Genomic DNA, 22,302 nt, shown 5'->3' with positions numbered 1-22,302 from the left:
TCGCGCTCCCCTCACGATCTCCCCCGATCTACTCTGCCCAGGAAGGCTCGCGGATTCTTTGTACCGGGCCAGACATACAAAGGGGAGAGATATGGACGACACAGGTTCAACAACTGATCCGGCCGACGGTTACGACGAAAGCACTGGCGAAACCGCTGCCAACGAAGGGGCCTATTGGCGTGAAAATATCCGCCTGTTGTGCAGTCTTATGGCCGTTTGGTTCGTCGCAAGTTTTGGCTGCGGCATTTTGCTGCGTGACTGGCTCGATCAGTTCATGCTTGGCGGGTATCCGCTTGGCTTCTGGTTCGCCCAGCAAGGCTCCATTTACACCTTCATCGCGCTCATCGCTATCTACGTTATCCGTATGAAGCAGATCGAACGCAAATATGATCTTGATGATTGAGGGGGGCTGAAAAATGGAAACGCAAACCCTGATTTACATCTTCGTTGGCCTCAGCTTTGCGCTCTATATCGGCATTGCGATCTGGTCGCGTGCGGGTTCAACGAAAGAGTTTTATGTCGCCGGCGGCGGGGTCAATCCGGTCGTCAATGGTATGGCCACGGCTGCCGACTGGATGAGTGCGGCAAGCTTCTTGTCCATGGCAGGCATCCTCGCTTTTGCTGGATATGATGGCTCGGTTTACCTCATGGGGTGGACCGGCGGCTATGTGCTTCTGGCACTACTGCTCGCACCTTACCTGCGCAAATTTGGCCAGTTCACCGTGCCCGATTTCATCGGGACGCGGTACTATTCCAAAGCTGCGCGCGTGGTTGCGGTTATCTGCCTCATCTTCATCAGCTTCACCTATATCGCCGGGCAAATGCGCGGCGTGGGGATCGTCTTCTCGCAGTTCTTGCAAGTTGAAATCACTATGGGTGTCATCATCGGGATGGGCATTGTCTTCATCTACGCAGTGATGGGCGGCATGAAGGGGATCACCTATACCCAAGTGGCGCAATATTGTGTGCTGATCTTCGCCTACACGGTGCCTGCGTTCTTCTTGAGCTTTTATCTGACTGACAATCCCATTCCTCAATTGGGGCTGGGGTCGCAATTGAATGATGGCTCGGGAACCTATGTCCTGCAAAAGCTCGACAATGTGCTCGTGGAGCTTGGGTTCAATGAGTACACAGACGGCTCAAAGAGCATGATTGATGTCTTTTGCATCACCATGGCTTTGATGGTCGGCACCGCTGGCCTTCCGCACGTGATTGTACGCTTCTTCACCGTGCCAAAGGCATCGGATGCGCGCAAATCCGCAGGCTGGGCGCTGGTGTTCATCGCAGCGCTTTACACTGTTGCTCCAGCCGTCGGCGCATTCGGGATGTACAATCTCATCAACAAGGTTGACGATGTTGAGTACACTCAGGTCGAAAGCTTCTTCACCGAATGGGAAGATGCAGGGCTTTATGCTTGGCAGGACAAGAACGGCGACGGCGTGATGCAATATCGCCCCGGTGCCGCCTTCGAAGGCAAGCCGGAGTTCACTGGCGAGCGCGGCCCTTCAGGTGAGCGGGTAATTGCCAATGCGCCTAACGCAGAGAGTGCCAATGAGGTCTATGTCGACCGCGACACTCTTGTGCTTGCCAACCCGCAGATTGCCAACTTGCCGGACTGGGTGATTGCCTTGATGGCAGCAGGCGGTTTGGCCGCTGCACTGTCAACCGCAGCAGGCCTTTTGCTGGTAATCTCGGCATCAGTCAGCCACGATTTGCTGAAACAGACCTTCACGCCGAATATCTCGTCGAAGGGTGAGCTTCTGGCAGCACGTCTGGCCGCAACAGCAGCCATTCTGGTGGCAGGTTACCTTGGCATCTATCCCCCAGGATGGGTGGCGCAGGTTGTGGCCTTTGCCTTTGGTCTGGCAGCAGCAAGCCTGTTCCCGGCAATCTTCATGGGCATCTTCTTCAAAGGGATGAACAAGGAAGGCGCGATTGCAGGGATGGTCAGCGGTCTGGTCTTCACTTTCAGCTACATCGCATACTTCAAGCTGGTGAACCCGGCTGCGAATAATGCGGATGCCTGGCTGTTTGGTATCTCGCCAGAGGGTATTGGAGTGATCGGTATGTTGATCAACTTCGCAGTTGCCATTGGCGTTGCGAGCATGACCGCCAAAACCCCGCTCGAAGTGCGCCGCCTGGTGGACTCGATCCGCGTACCGCGCGGCGCCGGTGAAGCGCACGCGCACTAAAGCCTGGTGCCAAAACAAGAGAAGGGGCGGTGTCTTCGTGACGCCGCCCTTTTTTGTGTGAATACAGCGGTTGGGATGAAAGACCCGGCTGCCTGCCTTGGAACTTGCACAATTTCCCAAAAGGGGTAGCCTTCCTTGTTGAGAGGGATTTGGGATTATGATGTTTGGCGCAGCCATTGCCGCTGTGACAGCATACCTCATTGCGTTGTTCTGGCTGGCGTCTTGGCGGGACCGTGCCGGAGAGGAGAATGCTGCCACATCCAGAACAGCCTTGTGGCTGACGCGGAATCATGGCCTCGTGTATGGGCTAAGCCTTGGTGTGTATTGCACCAGCTGGACGTTTTTCGGAGGCGTTGGAACGGCTGCGCGTGACGGGTTGGATTTCCTTCCGATCTACCTTGGCCCCTTTCTGGTCTTTACTGTCGGTTTTGCGCTCGTTCGCAAGATCCTTGCTCAATCCAAGGCGCAGCATTCCACCTCGATCGCCGACTTTCTTTCAGCGCGCTATGGCAAATCGGCAAGCGTTGCAGCGCTTGTGGCGCTTATCGCGACAGTGGGTTCGGTCCCATACATGGCACTGCAATTGCGCTCGGTTGGAACCTCGCTCCTGATGTTGAGCCCGGAATTGCAATCGCAAGTTGCAGCTGACGAGCTGGTTCTGATGGTAACAGGCCTTATGGCGCTGTTTGCAATCTTGTTTGGTGCCAGGCGAGCGGACAAGGCGGGCGAGAATGCAGGGCTGGTGCTGACGATTGCGGTCGAATCTGCGGTGAAACTTGTCGCCTTGCTGGCCCTTGCACTGGTTGCGATTTTCCTTCTCTGGGATGCGCCGCAGCCGGGTGCGGGGGCTCCTGAGATATTCAATTTGGGGCAGATTGACGCGCGCTTCATGACACTCACTCTGATCGCGGCCTGCGCGGCGCTGTGCCTGCCGCGTCAGTTTCACATGACGTTCGTCGAGGCCGAAAAAAGCCGTCCGGATGCCATGATGCGGTGGAGCTTTCCGGGTTATCTCTTGCTCACATCGATCGCGATTGTACCGATTGTTCTGGCGGGTTTGAGCGCGCTTCCGACAGGCACGAATGCCGATACAATCGTGCTTGCTTTGCCATTGGCTCTTGGCAACGAAGCGCTTGCCCTCCTTGTGTTCATCGGCGGTTTTTCCGCCTCGGTGGGCATGATCGTTGTCGCAAGTGTGGCGCTTTCTACCATGATCACGAATGATCTGATCGCCCCGCTCGTCTTTCGGGAGGCCTTGAGCGGTAAGGGTGATCGAAGCGCTCTTGCAGACCGCCTTTTGATGACCAGGCGGCTTGTGATCGCCGTGTTGCTGGGGCTTGGTTACATTTTTTACATCGGCTTTGGCACGCTTGAGACGCTGGCAGGCCTTGGCATTCTTGCCTTCGCAGCGCTCGCGCAATTTGCGCCTGGCCTTGTGCTTGGCGTCCTGAGTCAGCTTGGAAACCGGGCAGGAATGATCGCTGGGCTTTGCACAGGGTTCAGCCTTTGGATGATCCTTCTTATCGGCCCCCTTGTGACAGGCGAAGAGCCTGCGTTCTCGATCCATTCCGACCCGCTTGTATCAGGCGTTCTGCTCAGCCTTGGGGCGAATATCGCGGTTTATTGGCTGGGCTCGCTCCTGATTGCACCTTCGCTCGTCGACGCAGCGCAAGCCGCAGCCTTCGCCAGCACCAATAGCAGCGGCACGCCTGTGCGCTTTTCCACCCGCAAGCGCGTGGCAGATGTGCGGCTTTTGCTCGCACAGTTCGTTGGCAAAGAGCGCGCGGATGCGAGCATTGCCGCTTTGCCCGGCGGTTACCGCGACAATCACGAGGCGGATGCAGCGGTCATTGAAATGGCTGAGCGCACGATCTCAGGCGTTGTCGGATCATCATCAGCGCGAATGCTTGTGGGGTCATGGGTCGGTGGAGATCCGGTCCCCTTGCAAGATGTCGTCGCCATGTTCGATGAAACGAGCAAGCGTCTCTCATTCAGCGGCGAGCTTTTGCAGATTGCGATTGAAAACATCGACCAGGGTATCGCGCTGGTTGATGCCGAGATGCATTTGGTAGCGTGGAATTCGCGCTATCAGGAGATGTTCGAACTGCCAGATGAGTTGGTTAGCGTTGGCACACCTATCGCAGATCTGATCCGATACAATCTGGCGCGCACTAACATGAGTGAGGCCGAAGTCGATGCCAATATCGAACGTCGCCTTGCTCATATGCGCGCAGGGACCGAGCACCGGGTTGAGAGCGAGCAGTATGATGGGCGTATCATGCGTATTGTTGGTTCGCCCACGCCCGGAGGCGGCTACACCACCAGCTACACCGACATCACCGCTGATCGCCGGGCAGAAGAAGCGCTGGAAGATCAGGTCGCCTTGCGCACCGCTCAGCTGAGTGAGGCCAATCAGGCGTTGGAAGAGGCAACGCAGTCCAAAACCCGGTTTCTTGCAGCCGCCAGCCACGATTTGATCCAACCGCTCAATGCCGCACGCCTTTTCGCCTCAGCCTTGGGAGAGGAAGTCGCCGGGCGAAAACCGCTTGAGCGTTTGGTCAAGGATCTGGATGGGTCAATCCAGTCCGCCGACCGATTGATCAGAGCGCTGCTCGACATCTCGAAGCTTGATTCAGGCGGGATTGAACCGTGTATCGAAGAGATTGCAGTAGAGCGCATTTTTGACGAGCTTGTGCGCGAGTTTGAGGTGCAGGCTAATGCGAAATCGCTATCGCTTCGGCGGGTCCACACCAGCGCGGTCGTCGCAACAGACAGGGTGTGGCTGACCAGCGCTTTGCGAAATCTCGTCAGCAATGCAGTTCGCTACACGCCCAGTGGAGGCATATTGCTGGGCGTTCGCCGCAAGGCAGCTGAAGTGCGCATTTGTGTGCTTGATACAGGCCGGGGGATCGCTGAAGAGGATATTGAGACGGTGTTCGATGAGTTCAATCGCGGCACCTCAACTGACCGCGAAGGGCTTGGCCTTGGCCTTGCGATCGTCCGCCGCGCGGCGCGCCTCCTCGATATTCACGTCGAAACCAATAGCGTCCTTGGCAAAGGCACGCAGTTTTCCCTCCATATGCCACTTGTCCGCTGGCAAACACCTGAGAAGGCCAGCAAACCAAGGGTTAAAGCGCACGGCTTACACGAAGCGCGGGTTCTGATTGTCGACAATGAGCCAGCCGCACTTGCCGCAACTTCGGCCTTGCTTGAAAAGTGGGGCCTGTTGCCCGTGTGCGCAGATGGTTTGAAGGACGCCATGCGCAAGGCGCCAGTGGCCCCTGACCTTGTGATTATGGATTTTCGACTAGACCGTGAGGAACGGGGCGACGGTGTTTACGCGGCTTTGTGTGAACATTGGGCGGAGCGGCCTCCGGCCATTTTGTTGACAGCGGAGGCTTCCGAAGAAACCGAAGCGGCAGCGCAGGCGATGGGCGCAAACCGCCTGCTCAAACCCTCATCTCCTGCCGCCTTGCGCGCGCTTATATCTGGAGCATTGGCTAAGGGCGCATCGAGAACGGGCGAAGCGCGTGAGGCGGCTGAATAAGCGCTTATTGGGTGAGAGCATCTGCTGCGGGCTGATCCACGTCGAGCTTGCCGGCAAGCAGCACAGCCTGTGTGCGATTGTTCACCCCAAGCTTGCGGAAAATCGCGGTGATATGCGCTTTCACCGTCGCCTCGCTGATGTCGAGTTCATAGGCAATCTGCTTGTTTAAGAGCCCTTCGCGCATGGAGGAAAGTATCCGCCGCTGGGCCGGGGTCAGGCTTGCCATATGAGCCAGATCTGCGTCTTCTTCGGCCCCTGTATCAGGGAACCAGCCGTCTCCTTCACGCACAGCGCTGAGCGCATCGCGCATCACATCAAGGCCCGAAGACTTGGGGATGAAGGCCGCCGCGCCCAATTGTTGTGCCGCGGCGATCACGCGGGGCTCTTCGCTCGCCGACACGATTGAAATGGGCAGCGCCGGATAATCCTGCCGCAGATCCATCAGAACGCTAAGCCCGTTCGAATCCTCCATATGCAGGTCAAGCAGCAAAGCCTCGACCGCGCCATTTGCCAAGGCTTCGCGGGCACGCGCGGCAGAAGGCGCCTCGACAATTTCAGCCTCAGGCCAAACCTTTCCAACCGCATGACTTAACGCCGTGCGGAAAAGAGGGTGATCGTCAGCGATGACAACTTGCATAAAGAAGCCCTCCGGCGCGTCTCCTAGCGATTTTGCCGCCCTTCGATGAGGCGGTCAACCAGTGATGGGTCTGCGAGGGTTGAGGTGTCTCCGAGCGAACCGTAGTCGTTTTCGGCTACTTTTCTGAGGATGCGGCGCATGATCTTGCCGGAACGGGTTTTGGGAAGGCCGTCGGTGAACTGGATGTGATCGGGCGTTGCGATGGGACCGATTTCCTTACGCACATGGGCGCGAAGCTCTGCGTAGAGATCTTCCGAGCCTTCTAGCCCTGCGTTCAATGTGACGTAGCAATAGATGCCTTGCCCTTTGATATCATGCGGATAGCCAACCACCGCAGCCTCTGCGACACTGTTGTGGAGCACGAGCGCGCTTTCCACCTCGGCGGTGCCCATGCGGTGGCCAGAGACGTTGATCACATCATCGACCCGGCCCGTGATGCGATAATAGCCATCCTCATCGCGCTTGCACCCGTCACCGGTGAAGTATTTGCCTGTGTAAGTGCTGAAGTAAGTCTGCACGAAGCGTTCGTGGTCGCCGTAAACGCTGCGCGCCTGGCCCGGCCATGAGTGGGTTACACAAAGGTTGCCCTCATTTGCGCCGGTCAGCGTTGCACCTTCATTATCGACCAGTTCCAACTGCACGCCAAAGAACGGCAGACCAGCAGACCCCGGCTTCATATCATGCGCGCCGGGAAGGGTGGTGAGCATACAGCCGCCCGTCTCGGTCTGCCACCAGGTGTCGATGATGGGACAGCGACCTTCGCCCACCACATCAAAATACCAGCGCCAGGCTTCCGGGTTGATCGGTTCACCGACGCTGCCCAGCAGGCGCAGTGAGGAACGTGACCGGCTTGTCACGAACTCATCGCCTTCACGCATCAGAGCGCGGATGGCGGGGGCGCGGTGTAGAGGATGTTGACCTTGTGCTTGTCCACTACGTCCCAGAAGCGGCCATGATCGGGGAAGCTTGGCACGCCCTCGAACACGACCTGCGTCGCCCCGTTCATAAGCGGGCCGTACACGATATAGCTGTGCCCGGTGACCCATCCGATATCGGCAGTGCACCAGAACACCTCACCGGGTTGGTAGTCAAAGATGTAATGGAAGGTGGTCGCGGTCCACACGCCATAGCCGCCAGTGCTGTGCAGCACGCCTTTGGGCTTTCCGGTGGAGCCGGAGGTGTAGAGGATGAACAGCGGGTCTTCTGCATCCATCACTTCGCAATCGACGGGCGCATCGGATGCAACGTCAGCGAACCAGTGATCGCGGCCCTCTACCATGGGAACATCGCTGCCTGTATGCTTGACCACAAGCACCGCCTCGACCCCTTGCGTACCCGCAAGCTTGAGGCTTGCATCGACATTGGCTTTAAGAGGAATGGGCTTTGCGCCGCGCAGCCCCTCATCAGCGGTGACGACAAAGCGCGACCCGCAATCCTCAATCCGGCCCGCCAGCGCTTCAGGCGAGAAACCGCCAAAGACAACCGAGTGGATCGCGCCGATCCGGGCGCAGGCCAGCATGGCGGTGATGCCTTCGATTACCATGGGCATATAAATGGTGACGCGCTCGCCTTTGGTGACGCCAATCGCTTTTAGAGCATTGGCCATGGCAATGACTTCACGCTGAAGTTCGGCATAGGTGACGCTGCGGCCTGCCGATGCAGGATCATCGGGCTCAAAGATCAGCGCGGTCGTATCGCCGCGCCCGGCTTCAACATGGCGGTCCACCGCATTGTAGCACAAGTTGAGCTTGCCATCCTCAAACCACTGGATCGACACAGGATCAAACGACCAATCCCCGCCTTTGGAAGGCTTCACCACCCAATCCAAACGCTCCGCCTGATCAAGCCAGAAATGATCGGAGTCGGTGATCGAACGCGCGTAAAGCGCATCATACTGCTCTGCGACGCAGTGGGTTATGTGGGCAGCCTTAGGTCTGGCAACGGCTTCGAGCATGGTCTGTCTCCTCTTTTGTCCCTCACTCTACAGGACTGCGCCGCGTCTGTTTCTCAGACAAAGGTCGTACGACCATCGGCTAGCTAGCGGCAGCGTGATCTCCTCGCCAAAGCTTGCGAGCACAAATGATATTGTGAGGGGAGATCACACGATGAAAACTCGGAAAGTTCGTGGAGGCTTGCGGCTATTATTGCTCAGCGCCACCTGCATGACCGCAAGCCCGCTTCTTGCGCAAGACGCCTCGGTTGACGAACGGCTTGATCGTCTGGAAGCGCTGGTTGAGGGCCTGATCGAGCGTCTCGATGCGCAGCAAATGGCAGCTCAGCAAAGCGAGGCAGAGTTGCGCGCTGAGCAAAAGGCGATGCGCGCGCAGAGCGAAGCCTTGCTCGCAGAAACGCAGCGGATGCAGTCCAACAATCAACCCCTTGAGCAGCAGTTGGCTGCCTTGACCGAGAGGTCCGGTGACGGATTTCAGGTCGGGAAAACCCGTATCACCTATGACGGCTATGTGAAGTTTGACGCGATCAGCCAACGCACAAGCGGCGGCCAGTTGGCGAATAATTCCATCCTTCGCGATTTTCTTATCCCCGGCGCTATTCCCGTAGGTGGTAACGCTTCTGGTTTCGATACCGATTTCAGCGCGCGTCAGACCCGCTTTTTGTTCAAAACAGAAACCGATGTGGGGACCGAGCACAAGCTGACCGGGCTTATCGAACTGGATTTCAATGTCACTGACGGCGGGAATGAGCGGGTTTCAAACAGCTTTGTTCCGCGCATTCGGCAGGCTGTTATCTCCTACGACAATTGGACCTTCGGGCAGACCTGGTCGACTTTCCAGAACGTTGGCGCTTTGCCTGATAGCCTCGATTTTATCGGCGTGACGCCGGGCACGGTTTTCGATCGACAGCCGCTTATCAGATACACCAATGGCGGCTTGCAAATTGCGGTCGAGCAGCCTGAGACGACGGTCACTTCGCCTACAGGTGCGCGCGTTTTGCCAGGCGATGACCAGTTGCCCGATGTGGTGGGACGCTACAATTGGTCGGGTGACTGGGGTTCATTCACCGCTGCTGGTATTGTGCGCCAGCTCCATGTCTCCACCGATGACCTCATGGGTGTGGACGATTCCGCTTTCGCTTATGGCCTCAGCCTTTCAGGCAAGCTCAAAGTGGGCGAGAAGGATGATTTGCGCTTCATGGCAACCGCTGGCGATGGTCTGGGCCGCTACATCGGGCTTAACATCGTCAACGATGCGGCGATTGATGCGAGCGGTAATCTTGATCCTATTTTCACCTATTCCGGCTTTGCTGCCTATCGCCATGTGTGGGGTGCCAAAACGCGTTCGACTCTCGGCGGATCATATTTCAAGGCTGACAACCCCATCCTGCTCACAACAAACCAAGTCACCGATGAAAGCTGGAACGCCTTTGCCAATATCATTTGGACCCCGGTTCCACCGCTCGATATCGGCGTGGAGCTTATGTATGCTGAGCGTTCGCTGGAAGACGGGCGCAGCGGCAATTTGCAGCGTGTTCAGTTCTCCACGCGCTATAACTTCTGACCTTTTGCGTCCCTCTCCCGCAGTTGCAGCCCCGTCAGAGACAATCTGACGGGGCTGTAAAGTTTTGTCGCTAACGAGGGGCGCTTCGTCGCCCAGATGCTTTCCTCTATTGGAGTGGGGCTCTTTTTAGGCCATGGAAGCTCTGCCCCCCTCTCCCAAGGCTCTTTGTTTCGCGAGCGGACAAGTTGGAGCAATATTTTGCCAGCCAGTATTCATAAACTTGACCCCGCGCACGCGTCCAAATGGACGGCAGTCGTGCTTGCCGGAGAGCGCCCCGGCGGCGACCCTCTTGCTGAGGCACTTGGCGTGCCAGCCAAAGCTCTGATTGAAATCGAGGGACAGACAATGCTTGCGCGGGTGCTCTCGGCTCTCTTGGGTGCGGCAGGTATCGGGCGAGTGCTTGTTCTTAGTCAGAAGATCGAAGCAATCGCAAAAGGCGAACCTTCCGGGCTTTTGAATAACCCGCGCGTGACATTGATGAACAGCGGCAATGGTATCGCCGGCAGTTTGCGCCCGATTTTGGGCACGGTTGATGCGCCATGGCCAGTTCTGGTGACGACCGCTGATAATGCGCTTTTAACGACACAGCGGGTGGAGCGCTTTCTTTCTGGAACGAGCGGTTGTGACATCGGCGTTGGCGTGAGTGAGCGTTCCATCGTCGAAAGCACCTTTCCCCAAACTCGCCGCACCTGGCTTAAATTCCGGGATGGTCAGTATTCGGGCGCCAATCTGTTTGCATTCAAGAATGACCAGTCCCTGCCTGCAATCGATCATTGGCGCGCAGTGGAACAGGACCGCAAGAAGGGCATCAAGCTGATCGCAAGTTTCGGCCCATCGCTGCTGCTGACCTTTTTGCTGAGACGGGTCGGCTTTGAACAAGGGCTGCGCCTTGCAGGCGGGAAAATGGGGCTGTTTGCTAAACCCATCATGCTCGATGCGGAAGCTCCGATTGACGTGGACAAGCTTGAAGACCTCAGATTAGTCCGGCAAATTCTGGCTCAGCGCGGGTCGCACGATGCGCGCGGCAACGATCCTATCGTGAAGGACCAGATTGCCGCGTCGCGATAAGCGCCACACCTGTCGGAATGGCCAGCACTAATAGCCCTGCATAGCTCGACAACAGCAACGTAATCCCAAGGTCGGTAAGGCCAATTTCGCTGCCTCCAAGGAACATGACCACAAGCACCGATCCCACAATGGTTATGCGCGATAGGACAGGTGCAAGCGACTTGCCGCTTCCCAGCATGAACGTCTCACAAATCGCGGTGAGAAAAATTGCAGGGAGCGTCCAGGCCAGGATCGACAGGAGCGTACCAGCGCCCGAATACTCATCGCCTGCGACAAGGCTGACGATGATGTCAGCGCCGATGAACAGCACCAGACTTGCCGGGATTGAGACGAACAGCAACGTTGAGCCGACATGGCGCATCACTTCTTTCAGACGCGCGCCTGTTGCCGCCTGCAGCTTTGAAATTTCTGGAAAAAGGCTGCGCATAGCAAGTTCTACAGGGGCAAAGACCGCCTCAAGCAGTGTCTGGGCAAGGCGATAGGTTCCAGCCGCTGAGGCGCCCAAAGTGCTGCCAATGACGAGTGTCAACAATGGCAATGCACCTTGTTGAAGCGAGGCGTTGAAGTTGGTGCCAAGAAGGTATCGCCACAATGTGTTTGCGGGGATGGGGTGGGACCGGGCCTGTGTAGCTGCATCCAAAATGCCTTTAGCCTTGGCAACGACGATCGCGCACACCCACAAAAACGCATCCCCTAATATGTCAGACATCACCCAGGCGAAGACAACCGCCCAAAGCGGCGCTCCGAAGAGATAAGCGATGCCCACCCCGATCACTCTCACCGATGGGGTTACAAGACTTTGCCAAGCCATCAGATCGAAGCGGTCGGTAAGACGCAGGATCCCGGTGGGTGTGCCTGCAACCTGTAAGGGAACGATAAGGCAATAAAGGGCAGCAACCCATGCTAATTCGGCCGGAATACCAAACGCTTCGCCGGCATTTAACGCAAGAAGAGCGCCAACTATCATCGCGGCAGAACCGACCACGAAGTCTATAATCGCAAGGCGTATCCAAAGGGAGCGCAGAGCCCCCATGGCCTCTGTTTCATAAGCGGCGGCCCCGAAATGAACCATCGCCTGCCACGACTGAAATTTGGCGACAGCGGCAAGCCCTTGTGCAAGGCTGCGAAACAGCATGAGGAGGCCGAACTCATTGAGGTCAAGCACCCGCGCGGTGATCGCGATGGAGGCCAAGTGCAGCACAGCGCCTGCCACTTTGCCAATGCCCAGCTTGCCCGTATTGCGAGCCACGCGCCTCAAGACATCATCTTTGAGCCAAATGCGCATCAAACTTCTCGGGAAATTGGGGATCGGCGCTGGCCATTAAGCGATTGACGCGCCATGAGCAAGGCGATGACGGATACGAGCATATCAACCGCACCTTCTGCGAAAGAGGTGCATATTTCGCAGCAACCACGCCATCTGGGCTGGCTGATTGCTGCGTGCGCTTTGCTGCCGCTTCTGGCTTTGATTTCGCCGATCAATCACGATGAAACGCAATATATTGCAGCGGCCCAATTGGCGAGCGAAGGGCTCATCCCGTTTCGCGATTTTCTGTATCTTCAAACCCCCTATCAGATTTATCTGTTTGCACCGATTTTCGGGCTGTTCGAACAATACGGCTTTATCGCCTCGCGCATCGCAACGGGGCTGTTGGGGGCAGGAGTGTTGCTCCTTTCCTACGCCGCATTGCGCGCATTTCGAGTGGAGCCGGGCCGCGCTGCCATTTGCTGCCTTTTGCTCACGCTTTGCCATACATTCGTCTTCAGTGTGACAGTGGTACGCAACGACGCGCTGCCAGCGCTTTTGTTGAGCGGTGCAATCCTTGTTATAGCGATGCAGCTTGTTGAGAGAGGGCAAGGCCAAAGCGGTGGACAATTGTGGGCTTGGGCGCTTGCTGGCGCATTGCTTGGCGGCGCAGCAGGCACGAAGATTTCCTATCTCGCCCCGGCGCTCTGCCTTGCTGGTTTCCCCATATGGGCTTCTCTCTTGCAAGCGATGCCATGGCGCAGCGCAATCGCTCGCTGCGCGGCCGTCACTCCTGGCCTTGCGCTTGCACTGGCGCCGCTGCTCTGGTTCCGAGAGGGGGCTGCCTTCGCCTTTGACTATGGCAACTTTGGTTATCACGCTGAGGCACCGCTTGCATGGTATGCGGCAAACGGGCTTGAGGATAGGCTGACGCTGCTGGCCAAGGCGCGCGACGTATTCTTGACCCTCATTCGGGGCCCGGCGCTGTTCGCGCTTGTGATCTATGTCTGGCTGCGCCTGGCCTGCGTTCGTCGGCGCGAGGCGCAGCGGCCTTTCTTGCTTTTGATCGACGTTCTGGTTTTTGCAGGGCTCGTTGCCACAATTGCTCCCACGCCGACCTGGAGGCAATACGCCATGCCGCTGCTCCCGCCACTTTTCATCGGGCTGGGCCTTGTTTGGCAGGAGCATGGCGAGCGGGGTGGGGGTGTTTCCAGCCTTGCGAAATACGCCTTCATCCTTGCCAGTATCGCAGGGCTCGGTCAGCCGCTGTTTCAGGTTTGGAAAAGCACGATGGGCGACGAGGCCAACCCGCTTACCATTCAGGCTGAAGGCGCGTTTCTTGCCAGTGAGGCCGCAGCGCTCGGACTTGATGGGCCGGTTGCAAGCCTCAGCCCTGAAGTGGTTCTTGCCAGCGGATTGCCGCTTGATCCGACCTTTGCAACAGGGCCCTTCGCCTATCGCACGGGCGATATGATCGCGGTCGAGGACAGAGATGCCTTGCATATCGCAACGCACGGTAGTGTTGGAGACTACCTCGCCCGCACGCAGCCTGATGCCATAGTGACAGGCTATGAGAACTTCGACCATGTCGATGCGCTTGGGCTTGAAGTCCCCATCGAAGAGTATGCGCGCGGCGCTGGTTATCGGCGGTTGGAGAGCCCTCATGGCGATGCCATCATCTGGCTGAGCGCGGCGGTGGATGAGGCGCAGTGAGCAATCGCGGCACCATCGGCGCGATCGTTTATGATCTTCGGGCAAGCGGTGTGGTGCGCAACCTCCTTCGTATCGCCAGAGCCGCGCGCGGTGCGGGCCTTGATTTTGAGCTTTGGCCGCTGAGGGGGCAGGGGGAGTTCTTGCAAGAAGCGCAGGATTGCGCCCCGCTTGCGCCCATCCTTGGCGAGCAGACCACTGCGCAGCGCGATTGGGACTCCTTGCGCCACCAACGCGCTTTGGCGGACGCTATCAAAGTTCGAGCTCCTGCGCTTCTCTTTTCGGCGGGCAATCAGATGCACTGGCACGTTGCAAAGGCGCTCTTGTCCTTGCCCGATGACAAACGCCCGCGCGCTCTTGCCAGAGCGAGCAATGCGGTGGTTTCGCTGGGTCGGTCCAACTGGCTGATCCGCAAGGCGCTGGCTCGTCAGGAGGCGTTCCAATACCGCACCATGAATCATGTGGTGGCGGTTTCCGGGGAATTGCGCGACCAGATTGAAAAGGGGCTTGGTATCGACCCGGCCAAGCTCTCGGTTATTCCCAATGGCATCGACGCGCAGCGGTTTATCAGTCCCATTCGCCAAGCGCCAAGCAATGATCGGCCGATAATTCTTGGTATCGGGCGGCTCTCCAAGCAGAAGGACTTTATCACACTCATCGACGCACTTGCGCTACTGAACACGCAGCCAAAGCCAGTTTTGCGCATCTTTGGGAGGGGCAGCGAGGCATGGATGAACCGCCTGCGTGCTCGTGCCCATGCCAAAGGGGTGAGCGATCAGGTGGAGCTTCTTGGCCATGTCGATACCGTTGCAGACCATCTTCAAACCGCCGATCTTTTTGTCTCCTCCTCGCGCTGGGAAGGGGCGAGCAATGTGGTGCTGGAAGCGCTTGCCGGTGGCACGCCCATCGTTGCCACCAAAGCGCCCACGGGCATTGCCGAGGTGCTAGCGCCGCTGGGCGAAGAGAACCTCGTGCCCGTGGGTGATGCACCAGCCTTGGCGCAAGCGATGGAGCGGCGTCTTGCCCTGCCGCGCGGGTCTGAGGCGCTGATCCAGAGAGCGCGCGACTTTGACCTTCAACGCACGCTCGATGCTTATATAACGCTTCTAGAGCAACAACTTAGCTCTACACCTTCTGGTTGAAGACAAAGCGGCTCGAAGCGAGATAATTTACCACCAGTCCGGCAATCGACCCACACGCCACCGCCAAAGCGGGTTGCGCCAATAATCCCGGCCCCCAAGATACCAGTGCTGCGTAAGTTGCGTAATTGACCAGCCCGCCGCTCGCATTGGCGATCAGAAACCGCGCCCACTCGCCAAAACTTGGCGGCAGTTCACTGGCAAAGGTGAAGCGGCGATTGCCCCCCCATGTGAAGGTCGCCGCGCACAGATAGGAGATCACGCGGCCAAGATAGACCCCTGCGCCAAGCGCAAAGCTTGCATAAAGCGCAGCAACATCGACGACAAAGCCAGCTGCCCCGACAAGGGCAAAGCGTAGAAAGCGCGATATTGCCATCTTACGCGTCGCTCTGCCCATCGCCGACAGTTGCATGGACCCCTGGCACTGCCAGATAGCGCATCCGCTTCGCTTCCCGCCGCCCGCGCGTCACAGTTTGCAGGATCAGACCGCTGAACAGGAACAGGAAAGCCAGAAGCATCAAGGCGCTCGACAAGATCGCGGTGGGAAAGCGCGGAACAAGACCTGTTTCAAGGTAAGTGCCAAGGATCGGTACGGCGAGCGCCACCGATACGAGCGCCAATATCGCGGCAAAGGCAGAGAACAATTGCAATGGCCGCTCTTGCTTCAAAAGGTTCACAATCGTGCCAAGGATGCGAAAACCATCGTGAAAGGTGCGAAGCTTACTTTCAGACCCCGGCGCGCGGTCGCTGAAGGCAATGGGCATTTCGGCAGCTGGCATCTCCAGCTCAAGCGCGTGAATGGTGAGCTCTGTTTCAATTTCAAAGCCGCCTGACATCACCGGGAAGGACTTTACAAAACGGCGTGAAAACACGCGGTATCCGCTCAGCATATCGCGGAACTGATCGCCAAATATCTTGCGCACCAGAACGCTGAGCATCCAGTTTCCGAACTCGTGACCGGGGCGATAGGTGCCCGCTTTCTCCTGCTGACGCGCGCCCACGACCATGTCGAGGCCCTGTGTTTGCAAAGCATTCACCAGAGCGCCAGCCGCGCCTGCGTCATAAGTGTCGTCCGCATCGCACATGACGTAAATGTCGGCTTCGATATCGGCGAACATCCGGCGCACCACATGGCCTTTGCCTTGGCGCGGCTCGCTTCTCACGATGGCACCTGCCTCGCGCGCTATCTCAACCGTGCGATCAGTGCTGTTGTTGTCGTAGACATAGATCGTCGCTGTCGGCAGGCTGCTGCTAAAATCGGTGATGACCTTCGCGATCCCGCCCGCCTCGTTATAACACGGCAGGATCACTGCGATTGCAGGTGGGCGGGATGATGGCATTGAAGTGCTCATCTCGGATTGGGTCTTGCGGTCAAGTAGCATGGTGGCCATTCCCATGCGTATAGCGGGCGCTTCGTGTCAATGATTTGCCCCTTACGTACTGCGTTTGAGACACTTGAGACACTGTCCAAAGGCGCAAAAACAGATCGATCAATGAGGCAGCCTTTGTTCGACAAAAACGATTGAAAACAAAAGGGCGCGGTCTTGATCATCGCGCTGCGATAGCAAGCAGGCGAGAGGTAGGAAATCTTCGGGCGCGCGCCCTTTAGGCGTTCTTGATTGTCAGCCCGCCGTCCACCGGAATGGCCACACCTGTAAGATAACTCGCCGCAGGCAGCACCAGCGACAGCGTCATATGCGCCACTTCTTCCGGGATGCCATAACGGCGTAAAGGTACGCGGCGTTTGGCGTAGATTTCCTTGTGCTCATCCGGGATGCGTTCGGTAATGCCAGTGCGAATGGGGCCGGGACAGATGCAATTGACCGTGATCCCTTCACGGCCCAGATCAACCGCAAGACCGCGCGTAAGCCCGATGACCCCGTGCTTTGCCGCGACATAAGGCGAATTGCCTGGCGTCGCGCCAAGCCCCTCGGTCGAAGCAATGTTGACGATGCGCGGACACTCGCTTTTGCGCAAGTGCGGCATGGCGGCGCGGATCATCTTTTGCTGTCCTGTCAGCATGGCCGCAATGCTCGCATCCCAAATGCCGGGATAACTTTCATCCTCAATCGGCGCGTGGCGCGCAAAACCCGCATTGTTGACTATGATGTCGAGCCCGCCAAATTCCTCAGCGACCGCGGCAACCCCTGAGTTGATCGCCGCCTCATCGCTTACATCAATCGCAAGAGGGAACGCGCGGCCCGAATATCCAGCCGCGTTGATCTCCTCGGCCACTGCATCGCATTTCGCTTGGTCAAGGTCAGTGACCGCGACCAAGGCGCCTTCCGAGGCAAACAGATGCGCAGTCGCGCGGCCCATGCCGCTCGCTGCGCCTGTGACGATCGCCTTATGCCCCGCGATAGAGCGGCTTAGGGGTTTGTAGGGTTCCATTGTTGTCGCGATCTCGCCTTGCTCTTAATCCTGAAATTCGGTTTCGAGCGTTATCTCACAATTGAGAAGCTTTGAAATAGGGCAATTCTCTTTTGCTGTGTTTGCAAGTTCCTCGAATTTGTCTTTTGAGACACCGGGTAACTTGCCCTTCAATCGCAAAGCGCTTTTCGTGACAACAAAGCCGCCTTCGCCATCATCTTCGAGTGTGACATCGCAATCGCAGTGAAGTTCGCCGTCTTCATGCCCGGCTTCTGCCAATTGAAAGCTTGTTGCCATGGTAAAGCAGGATGCGTGCGCTGCTGCTATCATCTCTTCGGGATTGGTGCCCGGCGCGTCTTCAAACCGCGTGTTGAAACCGTAAGGATTATCGAGCGCCCCGGATTTGGTGGAGACGTGACCTTTTCCGGTCTTGCCCATGCCCTCATAGCGTGCAGAGGCGGAATTTGTCGTTTTCATAAATGTCACTCCTTGGAATTGGGTGAGCCTGTCGCAAGGCATTCGCTGCGTCACAAGATGGTGTGCGCCGTGGCTTTCTGGATCGGATCACTCGAGCGTGAAGCCGACCTTCAGCGTGACCTGAAAGTGCGCAACTGAACCATTTTCGATATGGCCACGTGTCTCAACGACTTCGAACCAATTCAGGTTCTTGATAGTGTCATTCGCCTTTGCAATCGCGCCGCGAATGGCATCATCGGTCGATGTGGTCGAGCTGCCTACGATCGTGACAACTTTGTATGTGTGGTCTGACATTGTGGCTTTCTCCTCGTATGGCCTTTTATGTTTCCTGTTGTATTCTCACGTACCTGTGGGCGATGAGAATGTTCCAAAGATCACATCAAAGGCCCAAGGATTAATCCAGTTTCGGCGGGAAGCCGGGTTCAGCCTTTGCCATGGCCGCCTGATACGCAGGACGCGCACCGATCTTTTGAAGATAGGCCTGCAGGTTCGGCATCCCTTGAATGCTCATGTCGCTGAATGCGCGCGCGGTGGTTAGAGAAAAGCCAAGCATAATGTCGGCGGTCGAAAATTCGGAGCCGCCGAAATATTCGCTCTCCCCAAGGCTTTTCTCGATATGAGCCCAGGCATTGGTGATGCGTTTGGCAAGCGGCGGTGGCATTTCAGCGCCCACCGCATTCACCGCAATCCCCATCATCGCATTGGTCATCAAGGTCGCATTGGCGAAATGATACCAATACAAATGCTGCGCGAAATTTGGGTTATCGGGGCCGGGGACGAGGGGCGTATCGGGCGCATATTTGCCCACGATATAATCCATGATCGCACCGCTTTCCCCCAGCACAAGGTCGCCATCGGTAATGACAGGCGCAATCTCCATCGGGTGCAGCGCTTTCAACTCTGGCGGGGCAAGCCGCGTCTCTGCGTCGCGGTTATAAAGCTTGAGATCATATTCGATCCCCAACTCTTCACACAGCCAGACGATGCGTTCAGATTGCGAAATGCGCAGGTGATGAATGGTTAGCATTGGGGCTCTCTCCTCTAGCAATTGCTGCGACTTCTGAGGGGCGCATGATCGAATGTCGAGGAATTTATCGCGAGAGTAGAGACGAGGTGCGAAGCCTCTTTTCATCGGAAGACCAAGGCCGTAGCGTCACCTTCATGGATAACATCAAAATAGCTCGACTGTTCTTTACATCGCTTGAAGTGGCGGATCTGGAAACTGCGCGCAGTCTTTGCGCGGATGGCTTTCGAGGCACCCAGAATGGCGGGGTTCCGATGGATGCTGACACCTTGATGGGTTTCACGGATAGGGTGCACAAGGTGGTGCCCGATTTCCGATATGAAAACACGGTGTGCCAAGCCACTGAGAACGGCTTTATTGAAGAGCATGATGTGTGTGGCACTCTGCCAGACGAAAGCACCTTCAAGCTCACCTTATGCGTGGTCGGCGAGGTTGAGGATGGCAAGATCGCGGCGCTTCGCGAATATGTCGATACAGGCGCGGCTGCGGGGCTTATGAAGGCATTGAGGCCCGACTAGGCGCTAGATCGGTTAGAGAATGACGATCGCAATCGACAATCGAGTTTCTCACTGCTAACTCCCTTTTCATAAAGGGAGTATGGAATATGAGAGGGATTTCTAAAGTCTTTGGCGGCGCAATTGCATTGGGCATAGCCACGTCAGGCGGAGCGGCTTTTGCCGAGGATACAAATGATGCGCCTGATTACGCCGATGGTGCAAACTGGCTTTGCCTTCCGGGGCGGGATGATGCCTGCGCGGTCGACCTTGATGCAGCCGTTATTGCAAATGACGGTACGGTGACGGTCGAAGAGTTCGCGCGCGCCGAGGATGCCAAAGTCGATTGCTTTTACGTCTATCCAACCGTTTCTCTTGATGAAGGGGCGAATAGCGACCTTAGCGCTGGGCCTGAAGAGATGTCGGTCATTGCTGCGCAATTCGCGCGCTATGGGTCGCAGTGCCGCACTTTTGCGCCGCTCTATCGTCAAGTTACGCTTACATATTTACGGGCGCGCATGGCGCAAAGCGCGACCTCACCCGCGGCGGTGCGTTCGGGCGACGCGCGCCACTTTGCCTATGCCGATGTGAAGGCCGCCTGGGAGGAATATTGGACAAACCACAACGACGGTCGCGGCGTAGTTTTGGTCGGCCACTCTCAGGGAAGCGGTATGCTCAAGCGGCTGATTGCTGAAGAGATCGAAAACAGCGATGCTTTGCCGCAAGTTATCGCTGCTCACCTAATTGGCTACAATGTCGAAGTGCCCAAAGGTGCTCTGGTGGGTGGCGATTTCGCGAAGATGCCGCTGTGCTCGTCGGCTCAGGAAACGGGATGCGTCGTCACTTTTGCCACTTTCGAGGAAGGCATGATCCCCGCCGAGCGCACTTTGTTCGGTCGCAGCTATAAAGACGGGGTCGATGTTGCCTGTGTCAATCCGGCTGCACCGGGTTCGGATGCTTCCGCTACGCTTGATGCGTATTTCTCCAATGTGCCCGGCGAAGACAAAGGCGGTCTTTGGGTCGAAGGCGAGACGATCACCCAGCGTTTCGTAAAGGTACCCGGCGTCGTGTCGGCGCAGTGTGTCGATACCGAAGGCGCTCAGGTTCTCTCGGTTGCCTATAACGCTGAGCTCCCCCGCAAAACGCCCACCTTGGGCTCAACCGGAAGCATTCCTGCGCTCGCCCCGATCTGGGGGCTGCACACGATTGATATGCACCTTGCGATGGGTGATCTGGTCACGCTCGCTGGCACGCAGGCGCAGGCCTATCTCGACGGCCAAGACGACTAAAACAGCGTTCAATCCTCGGCGCGCGCCCAGTTTTTGTCGGCGGGGGTGAGCGCGTCGAGGAAATTTTGCGCGCTATCAAGGTACTCGCGCCGTTTGTCCGCATCCATGCGGTCCCAGTTGGAGTAGATGCGGCCAATGCGGTGATTGCTTTCCAGCCGGTCGCGGTGACGGTCCATGAAATGCCAATATAGCGGGTTGAAGGGACACGCGCCGTCGCCCGTTTTTTTGCTGACTGAGTAAGTGCATTTCTTGCAGTAATCCGACATCTTGTTGATGTAATTGCCCGACGCTGCATAAGGCTTCGTCGCAAGCTTCCCGCCATCGGCATAAAGGATCATGCCAGAAACATTGGGAAGCTCCACCCACTCATAGGCGTCGGCATAGACCGCGAGATACCAGTCCTGCACGTCCTTGGGATTGATGCCAGCAAGCAGGCAGAAATTGCCGAGCACCATGAGGCGTTGAATGTGGTGTGCGTGGGCGTTGTTGTGGGTGGAGCGGATGCAATCTGAGAGACACCGCATATCGGTTTCCCCGGTCCAGAAAAACTCCGGCAAAGCCCGCTGTGCGTTCAGTTTGTTGTCAGTTTGGAGGCCCGGCATATGCAGCCAGTAAAAGCCGCGGACATATTCGCGCCAACCGATGATCTGACGAATGAAACCCTCGACCGAATTGATCGGCGCGCGGCCATCTTCGTATGATTTTTCTGCGCGCTCGCATAGCTTGATCGGATCGAGCAGGCCGCAATTAATGCTGGTCGAGAGCATGGAGTGATAAAGGTCGTCCGACCCGTGGACCATTGCGTCCTGATAGGGGCCAAACTTCTCGATCCGCTCGGCAAAAAAGGCATCGGCGGCTTTCTCGGCTTGGTCGGCAGTCACGGGCCATTCAAAGCTATCAAGATTGCCGAAGTGGTCGCCGAAGCGATCCTCGACCAATTCCATCACCTCCTTGGTGATGTCGTCGGGCTCAAACTTGGGGACGGGCGGCGGGTCCATCTCGTCTTTCGGCGGCTCGCGATTGTCCTTGTCGTAATTCCAGTCGCCGCCAACGGGTTTGCCATCCTCGGTCATAAGGATGCCGGTTTTTTTGCGCATTTCGCGGTAGAAATGCTCCATGGTGAGGTGCTTTCGTCCCTCGGCCCAGTCGCGAAATTCCTGATGCGAGCATAGGAAACGGCTGTCGGGTAGGATTTCGACCTCGCAGTCGAACTTGTCCGCCCATTCTTCGATTTGCTGCTGAACCCGCCATTCGCCCGCTTCGACGACGCGGATTTGCTCCGGGTCATGGCGTTCGATGGCGCGGGCGACCTCGCCGGTGAAGCTGCCGGAGTTGTCCTTATCGTCGAGCTTTACATAGTCGACCTGCCAGCCGGCATCTTCGAGCTCAGCCGCGAAATGGCGCATGGCGGAAAAGATCAACGTGATCTTCTGCTTGTGGTGTTTGACGTAAGTCGCCTCGTCCCACACCTCCATCATCAGGACAACGCTGTCCTCCTTCGTGGCCCCCATTAACGAGGGAAGGGTGCGGGTGACTTGGTCACCGAGGACGGGGATAAGCGTTTGGCATTTGAGCATGTCAGAGATACGCGCGA

18 protein-coding genes and 1 pseudogene are annotated in these 22,302 nt (G+C 57.2%); 9 read left to right on the top strand and 10 right to left on the bottom strand.

Annotated features, from left to right (window positions below; translation table 11 throughout):
• Positions 1 to 91 precede the first annotated feature (91 nt).
• The 3 genes from INR77_RS13215 (at position 92) to INR77_RS13205 (ending at position 5,739) form a co-directional block, all read left to right on the top strand.
• The gene (locus tag INR77_RS13215) at positions 92 to 403 is read left to right on the top strand and encodes a DUF4212 domain-containing protein (RefSeq protein WP_223071488.1); all 312 of its coding nucleotides are present in this window, start codon (positions 92 to 94) and stop codon (positions 401 to 403) included.
• Between the two features lie 13 nt (positions 404 to 416).
• Positions 417 to 2,192 (top strand): sodium:solute symporter family protein, encoded by a 1,776-nt coding sequence (locus tag INR77_RS13210; RefSeq protein ID WP_223071487.1) that lies wholly within the window; start codon positions 417 to 419, stop codon positions 2,190 to 2,192.
• 157 nt (positions 2,193 to 2,349) lie between these two features.
• On the top strand, positions 2,350 to 5,739 hold the full coding sequence (locus INR77_RS13205; RefSeq protein ID WP_223071486.1) for a PAS-domain containing protein: 3,390 nt from the start codon (positions 2,350 to 2,352) through the stop codon (positions 5,737 to 5,739).
• 4 nt (positions 5,740 to 5,743) lie between these two features.
• On the opposite strand, the gene INR77_RS13200 is transcribed toward INR77_RS13205, so the two are convergent.
• Together INR77_RS13200 and acs are read right to left on the bottom strand one after the other, a co-directional pair.
• On the bottom strand, positions 5,744 to 6,376 hold the full coding sequence (locus tag INR77_RS13200; RefSeq protein ID WP_223071485.1) for a response regulator transcription factor: 633 nt from the start codon (positions 6,374 to 6,376) through the stop codon (positions 5,744 to 5,746).
• 23 nt (positions 6,377 to 6,399) lie between these two features.
• Positions 6,400 to 8,330 (bottom strand): annotated as a pseudogene (gene acs, locus INR77_RS13195) (acetate--CoA ligase).
• Between the two features lie 151 nt (positions 8,331 to 8,481).
• Between acs and INR77_RS13190 the strand changes: the two are divergent.
• On the top strand, positions 8,482 to 9,891 hold the full coding sequence (locus INR77_RS13190; protein WP_255573788.1) for a DcaP family trimeric outer membrane transporter: 1,410 nt from the start codon (positions 8,482 to 8,484) through the stop codon (positions 9,889 to 9,891).
• 198 nt (positions 9,892 to 10,089) lie between these two features.
• Positions 10,090 to 10,959 (top strand): NTP transferase domain-containing protein, encoded by an 870-nt coding sequence (locus INR77_RS13185; protein ID WP_223071484.1) that lies wholly within the window; start codon positions 10,090 to 10,092, stop codon positions 10,957 to 10,959.
• On the opposite strand, the gene INR77_RS13180 is transcribed toward INR77_RS13185, so the two are convergent.
• Positions 10,925 to 12,244: an oligosaccharide flippase family protein gene (locus tag INR77_RS13180; RefSeq protein WP_223071483.1), complete on the bottom strand. Its 1,320-nt coding sequence runs from the start codon at positions 12,242 to 12,244 to the stop codon at positions 10,925 to 10,927. The two genes, INR77_RS13185 and INR77_RS13180, sit on opposite strands and share 35 nt — an antisense overlap.
• Before the next feature lie 54 nt (positions 12,245 to 12,298).
• Here INR77_RS13180 and INR77_RS13175 point away from each other — a divergent pair, with 54 nt between their 5' ends.
• Positions 12,299 to 13,918, top strand: coding sequence for a hypothetical protein (locus tag INR77_RS13175; RefSeq protein WP_223071482.1), 1,620 nt, complete (start codon positions 12,299 to 12,301; stop codon positions 13,916 to 13,918).
• A complete protein-coding gene (locus INR77_RS13170; protein WP_223071481.1) occupies positions 13,915 to 15,057 on the top strand; it encodes a glycosyltransferase in 1,143 nt (380 codons plus the stop codon). The genes INR77_RS13175 and INR77_RS13170 overlap by 4 nt, the downstream gene beginning before the upstream one ends.
• Here INR77_RS13170 and INR77_RS13165 read toward each other — a convergent pair.
• The 6 genes from INR77_RS13165 to INR77_RS13140 form a co-directional block, all read right to left on the bottom strand.
• Complete coding sequence (locus tag INR77_RS13165) at positions 15,041 to 15,430, bottom strand: GtrA family protein (protein ID WP_223071480.1); 390 nt, start codon at positions 15,428 to 15,430, stop codon at positions 15,041 to 15,043. The two genes, INR77_RS13170 and INR77_RS13165, sit on opposite strands and share 17 nt — an antisense overlap.
• Position 15,431: 1 nt before the next feature.
• Positions 15,432 to 16,394, bottom strand: coding sequence for a glycosyltransferase family 2 protein (locus INR77_RS13160; protein WP_223071479.1), 963 nt, complete (start codon positions 16,392 to 16,394; stop codon positions 15,432 to 15,434).
• 265 nt (positions 16,395 to 16,659) lie between these two features.
• Positions 16,660 to 17,445 (bottom strand): SDR family NAD(P)-dependent oxidoreductase, encoded by a 786-nt coding sequence (locus tag INR77_RS13155; protein WP_223071478.1) that lies wholly within the window; start codon positions 17,443 to 17,445, stop codon positions 16,660 to 16,662.
• A gap of 24 nt (positions 17,446 to 17,469) precedes the next feature.
• Entirely contained in the window at positions 17,470 to 17,901 is a 432-nt protein-coding gene (locus INR77_RS13150) for an OsmC family protein (RefSeq protein ID WP_223071477.1), read from the bottom strand.
• An 87-nt stretch (positions 17,902 to 17,988) separates the two neighbouring features.
• Entirely contained in the window at positions 17,989 to 18,195 is a 207-nt protein-coding gene (locus INR77_RS13145; RefSeq protein WP_223071476.1) for a dodecin, read from the bottom strand.
• A gap of 100 nt (positions 18,196 to 18,295) precedes the next feature.
• The gene (locus INR77_RS13140; RefSeq protein WP_223071475.1) at positions 18,296 to 18,928 is read right to left on the bottom strand and encodes a glutathione S-transferase family protein; all 633 of its coding nucleotides are present in this window, start codon (positions 18,926 to 18,928) and stop codon (positions 18,296 to 18,298) included.
• Between the two features lie 134 nt (positions 18,929 to 19,062).
• On the opposite strand from INR77_RS13140, the gene INR77_RS13135 reads away from it, so the two are divergent.
• Positions 19,063 to 19,443: a nuclear transport factor 2 family protein gene (locus tag INR77_RS13135; RefSeq protein ID WP_223071474.1), complete on the top strand. Its 381-nt coding sequence runs from the start codon at positions 19,063 to 19,065 to the stop codon at positions 19,441 to 19,443.
• Between the two features lie 86 nt (positions 19,444 to 19,529).
• Positions 19,530 to 20,708, top strand: coding sequence for a DUF3089 domain-containing protein (locus INR77_RS13130; protein ID WP_223071473.1), 1,179 nt, complete (start codon positions 19,530 to 19,532; stop codon positions 20,706 to 20,708).
• A gap of 8 nt (positions 20,709 to 20,716) precedes the next feature.
• Here INR77_RS13130 and INR77_RS13125 read toward each other — a convergent pair whose 3' ends face one another.
• Entirely contained in the window at positions 20,717 to 22,285 is a 1,569-nt protein-coding gene (locus INR77_RS13125; protein WP_223071472.1) for a cryptochrome/photolyase family protein, read from the bottom strand.
• Positions 22,286 to 22,302 lie beyond the last annotated feature (17 nt).

Source organism: Erythrobacter sp. SCSIO 43205, from assembly GCF_019904235.1.
Lineage (GTDB): Bacteria > Pseudomonadota > Alphaproteobacteria > Sphingomonadales > Sphingomonadaceae > Erythrobacter.
This window is presented reverse-complemented; position numbering and strand designations above follow the sequence as displayed.